The 18,823-nt window shown below is 31.7% G+C and carries 13 protein-coding genes, 4 tRNA genes and 1 rRNA gene; 17 read left to right on the forward strand and 1 reads right to left on the reverse strand.

Annotated features, from left to right (window positions below):
• The first annotated feature begins 32 nt into the window (after positions 1-32).
• From CLVI_RS15390 to murD, 16 genes are all read left to right on the forward strand, one after another.
• A tRNA-Leu gene (locus CLVI_RS15390) sits at positions 33-121 on the forward strand.
• Positions 122-145: 24 nt separating this feature from the next.
• Positions 146-221, forward strand: a tRNA-Met gene (locus tag CLVI_RS15395).
• A gap of 426 nt (positions 222-647) precedes the next feature.
• Positions 648-3,038, forward strand: coding sequence for a stage II sporulation protein E (spoIIE, locus tag CLVI_RS15400; RefSeq protein WP_106061001.1), 2,391 nt, complete (start codon positions 648-650; stop codon positions 3,036-3,038).
• Positions 3,039-3,152: 114 nt separating this feature from the next.
• Complete coding sequence (tilS, locus tag CLVI_RS15405; protein ID WP_423237139.1) at positions 3,153-4,541, forward strand: tRNA lysidine(34) synthetase TilS; 1,389 nt, start codon at positions 3,153-3,155, stop codon at positions 4,539-4,541.
• Between the two features lie 6 nt (positions 4,542-4,547).
• Positions 4,548-5,087, forward strand: coding sequence for a hypoxanthine phosphoribosyltransferase (hpt, locus tag CLVI_RS15410; protein ID WP_106061003.1), 540 nt, complete (start codon positions 4,548-4,550; stop codon positions 5,085-5,087).
• A 71-nt stretch (positions 5,088-5,158) separates the two neighbouring features.
• A complete protein-coding gene (gene ftsH, locus CLVI_RS15415; protein ID WP_106061004.1) occupies positions 5,159-6,961 on the forward strand; it encodes an ATP-dependent zinc metalloprotease FtsH in 1,803 nt (600 codons plus the stop codon).
• A gap of 158 nt (positions 6,962-7,119) precedes the next feature.
• Positions 7,120-8,790: a formate--tetrahydrofolate ligase gene (locus CLVI_RS15420; RefSeq protein WP_106061005.1), complete on the forward strand. Its 1,671-nt coding sequence runs from the start codon at positions 7,120-7,122 to the stop codon at positions 8,788-8,790.
• A 107-nt stretch (positions 8,791-8,897) separates the two neighbouring features.
• Positions 8,898-9,677, forward strand: coding sequence for a type III pantothenate kinase (locus CLVI_RS15425; RefSeq protein WP_106061006.1), 780 nt, complete (start codon positions 8,898-8,900; stop codon positions 9,675-9,677).
• Positions 9,678-9,682: 5 nt separating this feature from the next.
• Entirely contained in the window at positions 9,683-10,657 is a 975-nt protein-coding gene (gene dusB / locus CLVI_RS15430) for a tRNA dihydrouridine synthase DusB (RefSeq protein ID WP_106061007.1), read from the forward strand.
• 63 nt (positions 10,658-10,720) lie between these two features.
• Positions 10,721-11,536, forward strand: coding sequence for a hypothetical protein (locus tag CLVI_RS15435; RefSeq protein WP_106061008.1), 816 nt, complete (start codon positions 10,721-10,723; stop codon positions 11,534-11,536).
• 166 nt (positions 11,537-11,702) lie between these two features.
• Entirely contained in the window at positions 11,703-12,185 is a 483-nt protein-coding gene (greA, locus tag CLVI_RS15440) for a transcription elongation factor GreA (RefSeq protein WP_106061009.1), read from the forward strand.
• A gap of 14 nt (positions 12,186-12,199) precedes the next feature.
• Positions 12,200-13,711: a lysine--tRNA ligase gene (gene lysS / locus CLVI_RS15445; protein WP_106061010.1), complete on the forward strand. Its 1,512-nt coding sequence runs from the start codon at positions 12,200-12,202 to the stop codon at positions 13,709-13,711.
• A gap of 142 nt (positions 13,712-13,853) precedes the next feature.
• Positions 13,854-13,928: transfer RNA gene (locus CLVI_RS15450), tRNA-Asn, on the forward strand.
• A gap of 25 nt (positions 13,929-13,953) precedes the next feature.
• Positions 13,954-14,028: transfer RNA gene (locus CLVI_RS15455), tRNA-Asn, on the forward strand.
• A 237-nt stretch (positions 14,029-14,265) separates the two neighbouring features.
• Entirely contained in the window at positions 14,266-15,666 is a 1,401-nt protein-coding gene (locus CLVI_RS15460) for a glycine--tRNA ligase (RefSeq protein ID WP_106061011.1), read from the forward strand.
• A gap of 172 nt (positions 15,667-15,838) precedes the next feature.
• Positions 15,839-17,218, forward strand: coding sequence for a UDP-N-acetylmuramoyl-L-alanine--D-glutamate ligase (murD, locus tag CLVI_RS15465; protein ID WP_106061012.1), 1,380 nt, complete (start codon positions 15,839-15,841; stop codon positions 17,216-17,218).
• A gap of 52 nt (positions 17,219-17,270) precedes the next feature.
• Here the strand turns inward: murD and CLVI_RS15470 are convergent, their stop codons facing one another.
• Positions 17,271-18,284: a DUF5050 domain-containing protein gene (locus CLVI_RS15470; protein ID WP_170065699.1), complete on the reverse strand. Its 1,014-nt coding sequence runs from the start codon at positions 18,282-18,284 to the stop codon at positions 17,271-17,273.
• Between the two features lie 468 nt (positions 18,285-18,752).
• Between CLVI_RS15470 and CLVI_RS15475 the strand changes: the two genes are divergently transcribed.
• Positions 18,753-18,823, forward strand: a 16S ribosomal RNA gene (locus CLVI_RS15475); the annotation flags it as partial.

Consider the following 18,823-nt stretch of genomic DNA (forward strand, 5'->3'; position numbering starts at 1 on the left):
AGGTTCAAGTCCTATTTCCGCTACCAATAAGTGCCGAAGTGGCGGAACTGGCAGACGCACAGGACTTAAAATCCTGCGGTAGTTAAATACCGTACCGGTTCAATTCCGGTCTTCGGCACCAAAATTTCAATTGAAACAATAATAACGCGGGGTGGAGCAGTTGGTAGCTCGTCGGGCTCATAACCCGAAGGTCGTAGGTTCAAGTCCTGCCCCCGCAACCAAAAAAAGATAAGATTGCTTTTATGCAATCATTCTACATTATGTTTTATTAGAAATAGAGTAGATAATTACTACTTGAAAAATAAAGGAAGTATAAACTATAAGTTTATACTTCCTTTATTTTTTTTGTAGAAAAAGCCAATCAATTTAAATATGCATAAAACATTATAACAATAATAGATAAACTATTATTGTTAACGACAAAAATTGAAGATATATTTATTGAATATAAAGATACGATAAAGGTTGACTACAAGAGGCGTGAACTATAGAAAAATTAAAATAGCAAAGATAAAAAATCAACATATAATAGGTAATATTGCAATTTAATGTCCAACGAAAAAAAATATTAATTCCATTATTTTACATAAATTTTACAAATATGGTGCTATAATAAATTTACAATATATGGATACGGAGGACTACATATGCAATATGGAATAGATATTGAAACTTATAAAAGAGAAACAAAACAAAAACAGAGAGTAAATTTAGGAGAGACCCCAATAGTGCTAATAGGGATGTTATTAGGCGGATTGCTTATTAGTAGAGTTATATTACACCTGAATACAGGTGATGCAACAGGAATAGCACCGTTTGGATTAGCCTATTTATTAGCAGTAATGGAGAAGCGAGAAACTAAAACAAGTATCATAGTTGCATTTGGGATATTATTGGGATATTTTAGTATAGCTAATTCTATTAGCGATGGATATGCTAATATAATAGTAATAACATTATTAGTAGCATATGGATTTATAATAGATAAAACCAATAAGACTTTAAAACAACCGTACATGTATATAATTATAGCAGTTAGCTATTTCTTTTATGGATATATAGTAAGTGGGTATGATTTAGGTGTTAATATAGTAATAGCGATAATAAGTACTTTGATTGTTATACCAGTAAATTATGTAATAGGTTATGGAACTAAATGTATACAAGAATTAAAAACTAATTATTTTTTTACACCAGAAGAAATAATTAGTATGGGGTTATTAGTATGTTTAATAGTAGCTGGGATAGGAGATATAAATATAATAGGTATATCTGTTAAAGAAATTTTTGCATATAGTATAATACTCTTTGTCGCTTATATTGGAGGGGGAACATATGGGGCAGCTATGGGAGTAGCTATGGGTATCTCAGTTGGTATGAGCTATGGCGGTGGAGTTTTAGATACTATTGCTTTTTATGGAGTAGCAGGATTAATATCAGGAATATTCAAGGATACTGGAAAGATATTTTCCTTTTTAGCGTATCTGATTATATTTTTTGCTATATCTTTGTATTCTAGAAATTTAGATATCGAATCTCTAATGGAGGTGTTTTTAGCTGGAGGTCTATTCTTTATATTGCCAAAGTCTTTTTCGGAATTTATAAAGTTAGAAATAGGTCCAGATAAAAAGAGAGAAAAGGTTAATGAATTAGAGTTGAATGAACTTAAAATACAATTTACTGATAGAGCAAAAGATTTGGAAGAAGTATTGCTCTCAGTTTCAAAGACATTACAAAACATAGGTGACAATGAAAGACTTATGTATAAGAACAAAAGCACAGCATTAATAGAAACTCTAGCAGATAGGGTTTGCATAAAGTGTAAAGATAAAGATAAATGTTGGGGACATGAATTTAATACAACATACAAAGCCTTTGAAAAATTAATAGGAAGTTATGAAAATAACACTATAATTTTCCCAAATGGGTTAGAAAAAATATGCTTGCATAAATTTGACTTAATTAAAGGGACTCAAAGAATAGTTGATAATTTAAATGATAAGGAGTCCGTAAGAGGGAGATTAGGTGAAGGAAGAAGATTAATAGCGAGTAATGTAGAGAGTATCTCTATGTCAATTGGAGAAATGCTAAATGATTTTAATCGAAAAATTGAATTATGCCAAGATTTAGAAAGGATGGTAAGGCGAGGATTTAATAAGAGAAATATCGCATATAAAAGTATTTTTTGCTATAGGGACACAAACGGAAGAGTGAAAATAAAAGTAACATTAGAGAGTTGCGGAGGAAGTAATTATTGCATAAAAAATATACTTCCTATAATTAATAATCTAATGCAGGAACATATGTCTGTAGGTGGGGATGGGTGTAAAATAAATCCGCAGAATAATGAATGTATTGTAATATTTCAAGAAACACCTAAGCTACAGTTGGTTTCATATGGGGCTATAGCAGCTAAAGATGGAGAGGATTATACTGGCGATACCTATAGTTTTGGTAAAACTAAAGATGGAAGTTATATGACTCTTATTAGTGATGGCATGGGATCAGGGCCGGAAGCTGGAAAAGAAAGCAAAGCGACGGTGGAATTGGTAGAACGGTTTATTCAGGCTGGGTTTAGTAAAAATACTGCAATAAACACTATTAATTCAATTATGTCTATGAAATTTGAGGAAGATGAAAAGTTTTCAACATTAGATTTGAATATAGTAGATTTATATTCCGGTGAAGCAACCTTCGTGAAAATTGGTGCAGTGGCTAGTTTTATAAAAAGAGGGAAAAAAATAAAGCCTATTATATCTAATATGCCACCTTTTGGGTTAGTTGATAGTGTTGAAATTGAAGAAGTTAAATCTATGGTAAAGAATGGTGATTTAATAATTAATTTAAGTGATGGAGTTTTAGATATAAATAAGGAAAGTTTGGGAAGGTACAATTGGTTAGAAGAGTATTTAGTCAATGCATCTAAGGATCCTAAACAATTGGCAGGAGATATCCTTGATAGAGCAAAAGAATTAAGTGGAGGAAGGGTTAAGGATGATATGACTGTGGTTGTTTCTAAGATATACTCAGTATATTAGTCACAAGTAGATAGCTGACTAAAGTTTTAGTTAGCTATTTTATTTTTAATAGTATAAGGTTAAAATATAAATATTAGTATAATAGAATTGAGGAACAAATAGATGAATAGTAATATTAGAGAGAAATTTTTTGAATATATAGTGGAAAATAATTTGGTGAGTGATGGCGAGGGGGTTGTAGTGGGACTTTCAGGGGGGCCTGATTCAGTTTGCTTATTAAATTTATTATGCTCTTTAAGGCAGGATATGAATTTAAAAATAGCAGCTGCACATGTAAATCATATGCTAAGGGCTGAAGACGCTGATAAGGATGAGGAATATGCAAGGAATTTATGCAAAAAATTCAAGGTTGAGTTTTTTTGCAAAAGGGTAGACATAAATAAATATTCAAAAGATAAAGGACTATCTTCTGAAACTGCAGGAAGAGAAGTAAGATATGCATTTTTTGATAATGTAATGGAAAGATTGAATTTTTCTAAAATAGCAACAGCCCATAATTCAAATGATCAGGCAGAGACTGTATTAATGAGAATTATGAGAGGGACTGGGTTAGAAGGGTTAACAGGAATCCCGGTTAAAAGAGATGAAAAGTATATTAGACCAATTTTATTTATGGAACGGAAGGATATTGAAGGGTACTGCAAAAGATGTGGATTAGAACCTTGTATAGATGAAACTAATAATGAAAGACTCTATAGAAGGAACAAAGTTAGATTAGATATACTACCTTATATGAAGAAAAATTTTAATGATGATATTATAACTACTATTAATAGGATGGTCTTGTTATTGCAGGAAGACAATAAGTATATTATGGGGCAGGTAGATAAGTATTTTATAGAAAATTGTGTAAAACACAAAGACGAAGTTATAATATATAAAAGTGCTTTTGAGTGTGACAATGCTATTATTAATAGAATTATTAGAAGAGCTATAAAAGAAGTGGGAGGAAATAAGTATGATGTTGAAATGAAGCATATAAAAGAAGTTATTTCCTTAAAAAATATGGAGACTAATAAAAAAATTGATTTACCTAATGGTATATATGCACAAAATATATATGGGAATATATTTATAAGGATTAAGGTGAAAAATAATAAAAAGAAATATAAGGAATTAGTTTTAGCTAAGGAGGATATATTACATAAAGAAGTTTGTTTTCAAAATTATATTTTTACATTCGAAGTTATTGCTTTTGAAGAAAATATTGATTTTATAAAAAATAAAGAAATAAAGTATTTCAATTATGATAGCATTAATGGTAATATTATCATTAGACAAAGAAAAGAAGGGGATAAAATAATTCCTTTAGGTATGACAGGAAGTAAAAAAATCAAAGATATATTTATTAATATGAAAATACCTCAAGAGGATAGGGAGTTCATTCCTATAATACAATTTGGAGAGGATATTGCATGGATAGTTCCAATCAAGTTATCAGATAAATATAAAATTACAGATGAAACGAAAAATATACTTAAAATAGTTGTTAGGAGAAGATAAACGAATATGATACAAGACATTAAAGATATACTATTTAGTGAAGAAGAGATTAATAATAAGGTAAGAGAAATTGGAGAAAAAATAAGCAGTGATTATAGGGATAAAAATTTAATAATAGTTGGTGTTTTAAAGGGCTCAGTTGTATTTCTTGCTGATTTGCTTAGAACGGTTAAAATCCCTTGCGAAATTGATTTTATGGCAGTTTCAAGCTATGGAAAATCAACAGAAAGTTCAGGTGTAGTTAGAATATTAAAAGATTTAGATGATAGCGTTGAAGGAAAAGATGTTCTAATAGTGGAGGATATTGTTGATAGTGGAATTACACTAGGATATCTATTAAATTATTTTAAAACAAGAAAAGCTAATTCTGTAGAGATAGCTACTTTGTTAAATAAGGATGGCAGAAGAAGGGTAGATGTTCCAGTAAAATATATAGGATTTGAAGTGCCAGATGAATTTATAGTTGGATATGGAATAGACTATGCACAAAGGTATAGGAATTTACCTTTTGTTGGCACGTTGAAGCCTGAGGTCTATGAAAAATAAAAGGCAGTTTATTGTATTAAAAAAAGCCTTGTGGTAAAATTTATAATAACTAAAAGAGAGGGGGATCTTGAATGAAAAAAAATTCAAGTTCGGCTATATGGATTATAATGTTAGTAGTATTAGTAGTTGCTGCTGCAACAGTGTGGCAAACAAAGGATGGTCCTGAAAATATACCATATAGTTCATTTGAACAAAAGTGGAATTCAGATGAAATTGAAAGCATTTCTATAAATGAAGATAAAATGCTCATACAAGGTAAAACTCGCGATAATAAGGTGTTTATTACAAATTCACCTAGCGAGATGATAGTAGCTCTAATTGCTGAAAATCCAAAAAATGATGTCAGAGTAGAATTTGATGCACCATCTAATAGTGGCGCATGGTTAAGTATTATTCCAATAGTTGTATTGGTTGTATTATTTTTAGTATTTCTATTTGTATTTACACAACAGTCACAAGGTGGCGGAAGTGGAAGAGGAGTTATGAATTTTGGGAAGAGTAGAGCTAAAATAGCAGCTCCAGATTCTCAGAAAACAACCTTTGGTGACGTGGCAGGAGCTGATGAGGAGAAGGCCGAATTAGAAGAAATAGTTGATTTCTTAAAGGCACCTGCAAGATATATTGAAATGGGAGCAAGAATACCAAAAGGAATTTTGTTGATTGGACCTCCAGGAACAGGGAAGACTTTACTTGCTAAGGCTATTTCAGGTGAAGCTGGAGTGCCATTTTTTAGTATTTCAGGTTCGGACTTTGTAGAAATGTTTGTAGGAGTGGGTGCTTCAAGAGTAAGAGATTTATTCCAAGAAGCAAAAAAGAACGCCCCTTGTATTATATTTATAGATGAAATAGATGCTGTAGGTAGGCAAAGAGGTGCTGGTCTAGGCGGAGGTCATGACGAAAGAGAACAAACTTTAAATCAACTATTAGTAGAAATGGATGGTTTTGGAGTAAATGAAGGGATAATTATGATTGCTGCGACAAATAGACCAGACATATTAGATCCTGCTCTGTTAAGACCAGGTAGATTTGATAGACAAATCTTAGTTGGAGCTCCAGATGTAAGGGGCAGAGAAGAAGTATTAAAGGTTCATACTAAAAAGAAGCCTTTAGATGAAAGTGTTAGTTTGAAAGTGTTAGCTAAGAGAACTCCTGGATTTAGTGGAGCAGATCTAGAAAATCTTGCAAATGAAGCTGCATTATTATCGGTTAGAAGAGGGAAGAAAAAAATTACAATGCTAGAGATGGAAGAGGCTATAACAAGAGTGATAGCTGGACCGGAGAAGAAAAGCAGGGTAGTTACTGAACATGATAGAAAACTTACTGCATATCATGAGGCAGGTCATGCTGTTGTTATGGAATTATTACCTAATGCAGATCCTGTGCATGAGATTTCAATCATTCCAAGAGGGAGAGCTGGCGGATATACTATGCATCTTCCTAATGAAGATAGAGCTTATACTTCTAAATCTAGACTTAAGGATGAAATAGTTGGATTATTAGGTGGTAGAGTTGCTGAGCAATTAGTCCTTGGAGATATAAGTACTGGGGCGAAAAATGATATAGATAGAGCAACTGCTATTGCAAGAAGTATGGTGATGGAATATGGTATGAGTAGTAATATTGGAACAATTACCTATGGAACTGATCAAAATGAAGTATTCCTAGGAAGAGATATAGGAAGAGGGAAAAGTTATAGTGAGGAAGTCGCAGGTAAAATAGATAATGAAATAAAAAGATTTATAGATGAGGCTTATCATAGTGCAGAAAAATTATTGAATGAGAATATTCAAAAATTACATGCAGTGTCAGCCGCTTTACTTGAGAAAGAAAAGCTTGAAGGAAAAGAATTTATAAAAATATTCGAAAATGCTTAATAAAAAAAGACCTTTTACGAGGTCTTTTTTTGCATTTATACCAACTTTAGACTGTAAAGTTACAAAAATATTTTGATTTTCTTTTAAACATAGAATATAAGTGGTATAATTTTTATGCAAAGAAAGAAGGTTAACCAATAAAAGGAGTGTTTACATAAATGAAAAGTGATATACAAATAGCTCAAGAAGCTAAGATGGAGCCTATAATAAAAATAGCTGAAAAGATTAATTTATCAGAAGATGATATTGAATTATATGGAAAATACAAGTGTAAGATATCTTTAGATGTTTTAGATAAAAATAAGGATAAAAAAGATGGGAAATTAATTTTAGTTACTGCAATAAATCCTACCCCGGCGGGAGAAGGTAAATCAACTGTAACAGTGGGTTTAGGTCAAGGGTTTTGTAAAAAAGGTAGAAATGCAATAATTGCTTTAAGAGAACCATCACTTGGTCCTGTATTTGGAATTAAAGGAGGGGCAGCTGGTGGTGGATATGCACAGGTTGTACCAATGGAAGATATAAATCTTCATTTTACAGGAGATATGCATGCTATTACTTCTGCAAATAATTTACTTTGTGCGTCTATAGATAATCATATTCATCAAGGAAATGTTTTGAGGATTGACTCTAGAAGAATATCATTTAAAAGAGTTATGGATATGAATGATAGGGCTTTAAGACATATTGTAGTTGGAATGGGTGGCAAGGTAAATGGCTTCCTTAGAGAAGATGGATTTACTATAACAGTAGCGTCAGAAGTAATGGCTATTTTATGTTTAGCAAGAAATCTTAAAGATTTAAAAGAAAGAATGGGAGAAATTTTAATTGCTTATGATTTAGATGGAAATCCTGTATATGCGAAGCAATTAGAAGTTCAGGGAGCCATGACACTATTAATGAAGGATGCAGTTAAACCTAATTTAGTGCAGACTTTAGAAAATACTCCTGCAATTATCCATGGTGGCCCTTTTGCAAATATAGCACATGGATGTAACTCAATATTAGCCACTAAAATAGCATTAAAACTTAGTGATATTGTTATTACTGAAGCGGGTTTTGGAGCAGATCTTGGAGCAGAAAAATTCTTGGATATAAAGTGTAGATATGGAGAATTAAATCCTGATTGTGTAGTGTTAGTTGCGACAATAAGAGCATTAAAGCATCATGGTGGAGTGAAGAAAGAAGACTTGAATACTGAAGATGTAGAAGCCCTTAAAAAAGGAATAGTGAATTTAGAAAAGCAAATAGAAAACATAAAACAGTATAAAGTTCCTGTAGTTGTGGCAATTAACAGATTTTTAACAGATAGTATTGACGAAATAAAATTTATTAAAAAATTCTGCAAAAATCTTGGAGTAAAGGTAGCTCTTTCTGATGTTTGGGCAAGGGGAGGAGAAGGTGCATTTGAATTAGTTGATATTATTGAAGATGTCTTAGCTAATGAAGTCTCAAACTATGAACCTTTATATGATTCAGAAGAAAGTATAGAGGATAAGGTAAGTGCAATAGCGAGAAAAATATATGGAGCTGATGGAGTTACATACTCACCTGCTGCAAAGAAACAAATACAAGAACTTGAAAAGTTCGGTTTGGATAAATTACCTATTTGTATGGCTAAGACACAATACTCATTATCAGATAACCCTTCATTACTTGGAAGACCTGAAGGCTTTCAGATTTTAGTTCAGGAAGTAAAAGTATCAAATGGTGCCGGATTTATAGTTGTATTGGCAGGGAATGTTATGACAATGCCAGGACTCCCAAAGAGTCCAGCGGCTAATAGAATGGATATATTAGATGATGGAGAAATAGTAGGCTTATTCTAGAACATACCGTTATAATAGGCTTTATAAATTATATTGTAAAAAATAAGTTGGTATTAAAATGAGGGCAGCCATTAGGCTGCTTTTAATTATATTAAGGTGGTGCTTTTATGATTTTACTTGTTGATGTTGGAAACACTAACATTGTATTAGGCGTGCAAAAAGATGATAGCTATATAGCAAGTTGGCGTATATCAACAGATGCAAAGAAAACATCTGATGAATATGGAATACAGATTATGCAGTTGTTTATTCAAAATGGATTAAATCCAAAATCTGTAGAAGGGATTATTATATCTTCTGTGGTTCCAAACATAATGCATTCTCTAGAGAATATGATTAGAAAATGTTTTGGCATTGAACCTATAGTTGTAGGACCTGGAATAAAGACTAGAATCAATATTAAATATGATAATCCGAAGGAAGTGGGCGCAGATAGAATTGTAAACGCTGTTGCTGCATATGAAATATATAAAAGACCGATAATAATAATAGACTTCGGTACAGCAACCACTTTCTGCGCTATAACTGGAACTGGAGATTATTTAGGTGGGTGCATAGTTCCTGGAATAAAAATATCTTCAGATGCTTTGTTTGAAAGAGCCGCAAAGCTTCCAAGGGTAGAACTTGAGATGCCTAGTAGAATTATATGTAAAAATACTGTTAGTAGTATGCAAGCGGGAATATTATATGGATACATAGGACAAGTAGAATATATTATAAAGAAAATGAAAAAAGAAATTCCGAAAATTAATAATGAAGAACCATATGTAATTGCAACTGGAGGACTGGCAAATCTTATTAGTAAACAGACTGATGTAATAGATAGGGTTAATCCTGATCTAACTTTAGAGGGACTCAAAATATTGTATCATAAGAATAAGGAGTAGGTTAAATGAAAATAGGAAAGTTGGTATTTGAAAAAAATATATTTTTAGCACCTATGGCTGGAGTTACTGACATCTCTTTTAGAGGGCTATGTAAAGAAATGGGTTGTGGAGCAGTTTTTACAGAAATGGTAAGTGCAAAGGCATTATATTATGAAAATGAAAAAACACAAAGTCTTCTAAGGATAGCGGAAGAAGAAAAACCTGCAGCCGTACAAATATTTGGTAGAGATCCTAAAATAATGGCAGAAGTAGTTGAGAAATATTTAAATGTCAGAGAAGATATTTGTATAATTGATATAAATATGGGATGCCCAGCACCTAAGATAATAAAGAATGGTGAGGGTTCCGCTTTAATGAAGGAGCCTAGTTTAGCAGCAGAAATTATAAGAGAAATTAAAAAAGTTTCAATAAAGCCAGTAACTGTTAAATTTAGAACTGGCTTTGATGAAAATAACATTAATGCAGTAGAATTTGCTAAGTGGGTTGAAAATGCTGGCGCCGATGCCGTTACGGTGCATGGAAGGACCCGGAAACAAATGTATGAAGGAAAAGCAGATTGGGATATTATAAGACAAGTGAAAAATGCGGTAAGTATACCTGTTATAGGAAATGGGGATGTATTTACCCCAGAGGATGCATTGAGGCTTAAGGAAGTCTCTAATTGTGATGGAATAATGGTAGCTAGAGGGAGCATGGGAAATCCCTGGATTTTCAAACAAATTGAAAGAAAATTAAGTGGCCAGGAACTATTAAATATAACTGCTAAGGAAAAAATAGATATGTGTATTAGGCATTATGAATTGGCAATTAAATATGATGGAGATTTTAAAGCTATTAGAGAAATGAGAAAGCATGCTTCGTGGTATATTAAAGGCCTACCAAGATGTACAGAGGTTAAAAACAGAATAAATACAATTGATGATAGTGGGGAAGTACTAGATATACTAAGTAGATATAAAGAAGAATTGTCAGATATGTAGTTTAATGTGGAATTAATCCTTGATAACAAGAATAGTATTAACTAAAATGTTAGAGGGTTATGGATGAGAAACTTGATTAGTATTAGACTTAAAGGGAAAGATACTTACTGTAAATTTTCAAGGGTTGGAAGAATTATCGATGGATTTAAGACTAAATGCACATCACAGGAATTAATTAAAGAGGTTGGAGCACAAATTAAATATATTGATATACCAGCAAATATAAATGATGAAGCTTATAAATATAATATTATAAGGGCTTCAAAAAGATACTCAACAAAAAATAGTATACTTTGTCCTTGTGGTATCAGAATATATGATTATCAGTTCTTAAGTGATTTTCAAAAGAGAATGTTTGCTTTTAGCGTAGTAGAGAGTATGAGAATAGTGTTATTAAAAAGCGGGAAATCTTTAAAAAAGGCCGAGATTTTAGTAGATGATGGCTGTAAAAACGAAAATAAATTCATTATTGAAGAATTAGCTAAAGAAGCTAGAAATATTGTGATCTTAACTAAGGATATAACAAAATCTGAAAAACTTAGAGAATTTATTATATATAATTATGGTGCTACATTGGAAATACTATATAGGGAAGACGATATAGGAGAGGTAGACTTTATTATATCCTCTGAACAAAAGGAATATAATTGCCAAAGAGTGTGGTATTTAAATAATTTGTATAGTCCTAATAAACAGGGGCTTTTTATAAATGAGACAGCTTTTAAGATACCTTGGGACAGTAAAATTAAATTGATTTCCCCAGAACTGCTAGGTGGAATTATTAAAGATGTAAAGAAGATAGAAATTAAAGACTTAATAAGAAAAAACAACATTATTTTAGAAGAAATATCATTTAATTCAAAGGACATTGTAATTTAGGGTATGAAGTAGTGGCTATAAAGTATATAATGATTAAAGGACTTTTCAAGGAATTACCTCTTAATTATCATTTATTGACATATTATAAGGTCTGTTTTATAATGGGATAAATGATTTTGGAATTTATTATAACAAATAAAATTATGTTGTTAAAGGGGCGTATAATATGAGCGAAGTAAAAAAATATATTATGACATACCAAGGAGTTAAAAAGTTAGAAGAAGAATTAGATTTTTTAAAAACAGTTAAGAGGAAAGAGATAACAGAAAAAATTAAGGTGGCTTTGGGATATGGAGATTTAAGTGAAAACTCTGAATACGATGAAGCTAAAAATGATCAAGCATTTACTGAAGGAAGAATTCTGCAATTAGAAAATATGCTAAAAAATGCTTCTGTAGTGGATGAAGCAGACATTCCAAATGGGACTGTAGCTGTAGGTACAATAGTTAAAGTTAAGGATTATGAATTTGATGAAGAAGTTGAATATACAATAGTGGGTTCGGCAGAAGCAGATCCTATGAATTTTAAAATATCAAATGAATGTCCAGTAGGAAGTAAACTTATTGGTAAAAAAGTTGGGGATATTGTTGAAGTTGTTGTACCAGATGGATTAAATAAGTTTAAGGTTCTGGAAATAAGAAAAGAATAACGGAGGGATATTTAATGTCAACTGAGGAAATGAATTTACAAGAATTGGAGTCTCAGTTCAGTGAACAAGAGGCTTTAAGAAGAGAAAAATTAGCTCAATTAAAAGAAGTGGGTAAGGATCCATTTGAGGTATATAAAGTTGAAAGAACTCATACATCAGAACAAGTTAAGTCTAACTTTGAACAATTAGAAGGCGAAAGTGTAACAGTAGCTGGAAGAATAATGTCTAAGAGAGGACAAGGCAAAGTTGTTTTTTCAGATATAAATGATAGAGATGGTAAAATTCAATTATTCATTAAAATAGATGAAGTTGGAGAAGAAAATTTAAAATCTTATAAATCTTATGATTTAGGAGATATTGTTGTAGCTACAGGTGTAGTTTTTAAAACAAGAACTGAAGAAATTTCAGTTAAGGTAAATAAATTCCAATTAGTATGTAAATCATTAAAGCCATTGCCAGAAAAGTGGCATGGATTAAAGGATCCAGATTTAAGATATAGACAAAGAGAAGTTGATATAATAACTAATCCAGAAGTTAAAGATACCTTCATAAAAAGAACTCAAATAATGAGGGGGATAAGAGAATTTTTAGATAATAAGGGCTTCTTAGAAGTCGAGACTCCTATTTTAGGAGCAATTGCTGGAGGTGCAGCAGCAAGGCCTTTTGTTACTCATCATAATACATTAGATATGGATATGTATTTAAGAATAGCAACAGAACTATATTTAAAGAGACTTATAGTAGCTGGATTTGAAAAAGTTTATGATATGGGTAAGAATTTTAGAAATGAGGGAATGTCAGTAAGACATAATCCTGAATTTACAATGATTGAATTATATGAAGCCTATTCTGATTATAATGATATGATGGAGATTTGTGAAAATATGGTTGCCTATGTTTGCGAAAAAATAAATGGAACTACTAAGGTAATGTACCAAGGAACAGAAATAGAATTTAAGCCACCATGGAGAAGAATAACTATGGTTGATGCTGTTAAGGAGTATGCTGGTATAGATTTTAATACTATTAACTCAAATGAAGAAGCTCAAGCTATAGCTAAGGAGAAACATTTAGAATTCCCTAAGCCGCTTGATACAGTTACTAAGGGTGAAGTATTAAATATGTTGTATGAAGAATATGCAGAGGAAAAAATGATTCAGCCTACTTTTGTTATGGATTATCCAGTGGAAATTTCTCCTCTTACAAAGAAGAAGAGAGGAAATGAGGCTTTTACTGAAAGATTTGAAGGTTTTGTATTTGGTAGAGAATTATGTAATGCTTATTCAGAATTGAATGATCCAATAGTTCAAAGAGAAAGATTTGAGCAACAAGCTAAGTCTAGAGAGCTTGGAGATGATGAAGCTTATGTAATAGATGAAGAGTTCATGAGCGCATTAGAAACAGGAATGCCTCCAACCGGTGGACTTGGAATGGGTATAGATAGGCTGGTTATGTTTTTAACCGATGCAGCATCAATAAGAGATGTTATTTTATTCCCAACAATGAAACCACAAACAAATAATTAGAACTTGTAAAAGAAGCTAGCATAATGTTAGCTTCTTTATTTTTGTATGAATATATTAGGGTTATATAATAAAAAACACACAAAATTTGAAAAAGGTGTTGCATTTAAGAAGATAACTGTTATAATAATAAAAGTAGTGACGTTCCGCGATAGCTCAATGGTGGAGCACTCGGCTGTTAACCGATAGGTTGGAGGTTCGAGTCCTCTTCGCGGAGCCAATTAAAACTTAATATTAAATAATAATCCGCGATAGCTCAATGGTGGAGCACTCGGCTGTTAACCGATAGGTTGGAGGTTCAAGTCCTCTTCGCGGAGCCAATTTGATTAGATAAGTGATGGATAACATCACTTTTTTTTTAAAGTATTATTGAAATAGCTATTAACCTTGACATATAGTATCGTTTTGATAATATTAAGATATAGTTTATATACGCAAGCACATAGATTAAGAAAGTTGGGCTTATGCCAAAAAGGGTGGAACCGCGGAATATATTGCGTCTCTTTATGGATGGGGCTTTTTTTAGTTTTAATAAATAAATTTGGAGGGATTATATTATGACAATTGAAAAGACAATGGATAAAATAGTGGCTCTTTGTAAAAGTAGGGGGTTTATATTCCCAGGGTCAGATATATACGGAGGCCTTGCGAATTCATGGGATTACGGCCCTTTAGGAGTAGAATTTAAAAATAATGTTAAAAAGGTATGGTGGAAGAAGTTTGTACAAGAAAGCCCATATAATGTAGGAGTAGATTGTGCAATACTAATGAATAGCCAAGTTTGGGTTGCTTCAGGGCATGTTGGTGGCTTTTCAGACCCTCTAATGGATTGTAAAGATTGTAAGTCTAGATTTAGAGCGGATAAGATGGTAGAAGATCATATGACTGAAGGTGGCGTAGAAGTTGCCTCAGCTGATGGGTGGTCAAATGAACAATTGAAAGAATACATAGAGAAAAATAAAATAGTTTGTCCTAAATGTGGAAAGCAGAACTATACAGATATAAGAAAATTTAATTTAATGTTTAAAACCTTTGCTGGAGTTACAGAAGAGGCTAAGAATGAAATATACTTAAGACCAGAAACAGCACAAGGTATATTTGTAAATTTCAAACAAGTTCAAAGAACATCAAGAAAGAAAATTCCTTTTGGAATAGCGCAGATAGGAAAATCCTTTAGAAATGAAATTACTCCAGGAAACTTTACTTTTAGAACAAGAGAGTTTGAACAAATGGAATTAGAATTTTTCTGTAAAGAAGGTACAGATTTGGAATGGTTTGAATATTGGAGAAACTATTGCTGGCAATTCTTATTAAATTTGGGTGTTGATAAAGAAAACCTAAGGATGAGAGATCATGAAGCGGAAGAATTATCATTCTATTCGAAGGCTACATCAGATATAGAATATTTATTCCCATTTGGATGGGGTGAATTATGGGGTATTGCAGATAGAACGGATTATGATTTAAAGAAACATCAAGAACATTCAGGACAAGATTTAAGCTACTTGGATCCAAACACAAATAAAAAATATGTACCATATTGCATAGAACCATCCCTGGGCGCAGACAGAGTTGCATTAGCTTTATTAGTGGATGCTTATGATGAAGAAGATTTATCTACTGAAAGTAAGAAAGATTCAAGAGTAGTTATGCGCTTGCATCCGGTATTAGCGCCATATAAAGCAGCTATATTACCTCTTTCTAAAAAGCTTTCAGAAAAAGCTTTAGATGTATATTCAGACTTAAACAAGAAGTTTAATATTGAATATGATGAAGCGGGAAGTATTGGGAAGAGATATAGAAGACAAGATGAAATAGGTACTCCTTATTGTGTTACAGTGGATTTTGATACTCTAGAGGATGGTGCGGTAACTATTAGAGATAGAGATACTATGATGCAAGAAAGAATTAAGATTGACGAGATAGAAACTTATATTGCAAAACGTTTAGAATTCTGAATAGTTGCTGAATAGTATATTAGAAGCGAGGTTAGTTGAATAAAATCAATAACTTCGCTTTTACTTTATATATGTAGGATTTTTATAAATGAGGGGTACAGTCTAAATGTAAAAAAGGTATAATGTTGATATTAGATTTTCACCATTTAATAATATAAGCGGAGGCGTAAAGATGAGAAAGAGTTTCGATGAATTTAAGATGTTTATAAATGGAAGGAATGTAGCTGTTGTAGGTATGGGAGTATCGAATATTCCTTTGATAAATTTTTTGGTCGATCTTGGAGCTAAGGTTACAGCTTTTGATATGAAAAATGAAGAAGCTTTAGGAAAAGTAGCAGTAGATTTTAGAAGTAGGGGTGTGAATTTAGTATTAGGAGAGAGATATCTAAATAAATTAACTGGATTTGAAGTTGTATTTAAGACTCCATCTATGAGAATTGATAGTGAAGCTTTGTTAAAGGTCAAGGAAGAAGGCGCGTATATAACTTCTGAAATGGAAGAATTTGTTAGATATTGCAAAGGTAAAATATATGGAGTCACAGGTAGTGATGGAAAGACAACGAGTACTACTATAATATCTAAATTATTAATAGAAGAAGGCTATAAGACTTGGGTGGGTGGAAACATAGGGACACCCCTGTTTTCTCAAATTGAAAAAATAGGGGCTAATGATATGGTTGTTTTAGAATTATCCAGTTTTCAGTTGATGACCATGAATAATCAAATAGATATTGCTATATGTACAAACTTAGCACCAAACCATTTAGATATGCATAAGGATATGCAAGAATATATACAGGCAAAGAAAAACGTGTTTTTATATCAGCAAACTAAAGATATTCTAGTTGTTAATAAAGAGAATGATATTACTCTTTCTTTTGAAAAGGAAGCAAAGGGAGAAGTAAGAGAATTTAGTTCGAAAAGAGAATTACTTAAGGGTTCATACTTTAAAGACGGTTCGTTATATCTAGAAGGACGAGAAGTATGCAAAAAGGAAGATATAGTTATAAAAGGTATGCATAATGTAGAAAATTATTTAGCTGCATTTATAGCTACTAAGGATGATGTTTCAATAGCGACTATGAAGAAAGTAGCTGAAAGTTTTGCAGGGGTAGAGCATAGATGTGAACTTGTAAGAGAAATAGATGAAGTTAAATACTATAATGATTCAATTGCTTCAAGTCCTACTAGGACGATTGCTGGACTAAAAGCTTTTGAAAAAAAGGTAATTATAATAGCTGGGGGTTATGATAAACAGATTCCATTTGAACCACTAGCCTATGAAGGGTATCCATATATAAAAGAATTAATATTAATTGGAGCAACTAAGGCAAAAATAACAGCTGCGTTTAATAAGTTGGAAAATGAAAAAGGCGTTAAGGTTAATATAACTTCAGTAGAGACTTTAGAAGAGGCTGTGAATAAAGCTAGATATCTTTCCGAAAAGGGAGATATAGTAACATTATCTCCGGCATGTGCATCCTTTGATATGTTCGCAAATTTTGCTGAAAGAGGAAATGAATTTAAGAGGCTAGTCTGTGAAATGAAATAGGATATGAAAAGGATAATCCCCCTACATTATGCGTAGAGGGATTATCCTTTCCTTATGTGGTAAGTGGAATTAAATATGTATTATTTACGTTGATTCGCTTCTCTAAAAAGATTCCGGCATCAGTTGGATAATAATTATTAATGCCTTCCGCTAATGTTAAAGAAAAAGTAACTTCGGAGGTTTCTAAATTCACAGTTAATGAATATAGAGAGTTAGAATTATTAATATTTATGAAATATAGTTTATTATTATATACTTTTAAATTCTCACCATTCATTAAAGCTAATCTCTTAGATTCATCAGTTAAAGGATCTAAGACGTAAAGGTTGTTATTATCAGATGAATTGAGTATTAACAACTGATTTTCAAAGGGGGCAAAGCTATCAACTGAATAGTCTGTAAGCTTTTCTTTTTGAGATCCATCTGTTTTTATAGAATAAAGCTTTGAATTATCACTAATATTTTGGTAGATGATAAAGTCTCCATTTATTAAATATTTCCCTACAGTATCTGTAATGATGATTTGATTATCATTGGTAACTGTATTATAAGAATATAATTTATTTTGTTTTTTATGATCGGGCAGGATACTTAAATAAAATAAATTATCTCCAGAGGGTATAATGTCATGAACATTATGATTGTTAATATTATTTAATATTTTATCTTCCAAATTTGTAGAAGATAGATGGTTTCCATCACTACCATTGGCAAAATAAATTACATTATTAATTAAAGCTAATGTATCTGTGGAATTATTGAAATAATCAACAACATCCTTAGTTTTAATTAAGGTTTCGGGATAAGGCTCATTAATTATAGATATGTTGTTATTATCATCTCGATTGGGAAACACTAAGGAAGTTCCATTTAGTACAAAGGGAGAAGAATATGTTGTTACATCCCCTAATACAAAGGGAATGAAAATTTTTTCTGGATCATTTATAGCATCGAAAGTATATGTCTTTGGTTCGCTTGCTATAATTTTAGGCTCGATTTTGTTCGAGCAGCCTGCAATGATTAATGTATTGATTAACAATAAAGAAAATAGAATACTTTTTCTCACTGATATACCTCCAATTGAATTTAAATTTCTATAATATAATAGTAAGATAAAAATCATAGAGAGTAAAGAACAAAAGCTAGTACTGTAGTTAATTATAAGATATATGAGCTGAAATAGATTTATGTGAGTGTTAACTTATCCTAGCGTATCCATAATAGATATGTTGAGAAAATAAGAGTAAAAATGAGGAATTTTACCTTAAACATATCAAGAAAGACTATAGCGATGAAATGATTAGTTCAAAAAATGTTAATATAATATTCGTTGCACTAATGTAGCAGCAAAACATTTCTAAAGTCTGTTAAATAATGAATTAAAAACTTATTGACAGTAAGAGAAATAAATGATAAGATAATGAAGTCGCTTAAGGGTGGCAAACAAATTGGTCTTTGAAAATTGAACAGATATTAATTAAGTTAAAAACCAGCAATTCTTTTTTATGAGTAAGTTTTTGAGTAGATTAAACTTTTTATTGAGAGTTTGATCCTGGCTCAGGACGAACGCTGGCGGCGTGCTTAACACATGCAAGTCGAGCGATG

It is taken from the genome of Clostridium vincentii (genome assembly GCF_002995745.1).
Taxonomy (GTDB): Bacteria; Bacillota; Clostridia; order Clostridiales; family Clostridiaceae; genus Clostridium; species Clostridium vincentii.

Coding starts and splice junctions, on each gene's coding strand:
- CLVI_RS15435 (WP_106061008.1), top strand. CDS start 10,721: ATGAGAAACTTGATTAGTATTAGACTTAAAGGGAAAGATACTTACTGT.
- lysS (WP_106061010.1), top strand. CDS start 12,200: ATGTCAACTGAGGAAATGAATTTACAAGAATTGGAGTCTCAGTTCAGT.
- greA (WP_106061009.1), top strand. CDS start 11,703: ATGAGCGAAGTAAAAAAATATATTATGACATACCAAGGAGTTAAAAAG.
- CLVI_RS15460 (WP_106061011.1), top strand. CDS start 14,266: ATGACAATTGAAAAGACAATGGATAAAATAGTGGCTCTTTGTAAAAGT.
- CLVI_RS15425 (WP_106061006.1), top strand. CDS start 8,898: ATGATTTTACTTGTTGATGTTGGAAACACTAACATTGTATTAGGCGTG.
- murD (WP_106061012.1), top strand. CDS start 15,839: ATGAGAAAGAGTTTCGATGAATTTAAGATGTTTATAAATGGAAGGAAT.
- ftsH (WP_106061004.1), top strand. CDS start 5,159: ATGAAAAAAAATTCAAGTTCGGCTATATGGATTATAATGTTAGTAGTA.
- CLVI_RS15420 (WP_106061005.1), top strand. CDS start 7,120: ATGAAAAGTGATATACAAATAGCTCAAGAAGCTAAGATGGAGCCTATA.
- dusB (WP_106061007.1), top strand. CDS start 9,683: ATGAAAATAGGAAAGTTGGTATTTGAAAAAAATATATTTTTAGCACCT.
- spoIIE (WP_106061001.1), top strand. CDS start 648: ATGCAATATGGAATAGATATTGAAACTTATAAAAGAGAAACAAAACAA.
- hpt (WP_106061003.1), top strand. CDS start 4,548: ATGATACAAGACATTAAAGATATACTATTTAGTGAAGAAGAGATTAAT.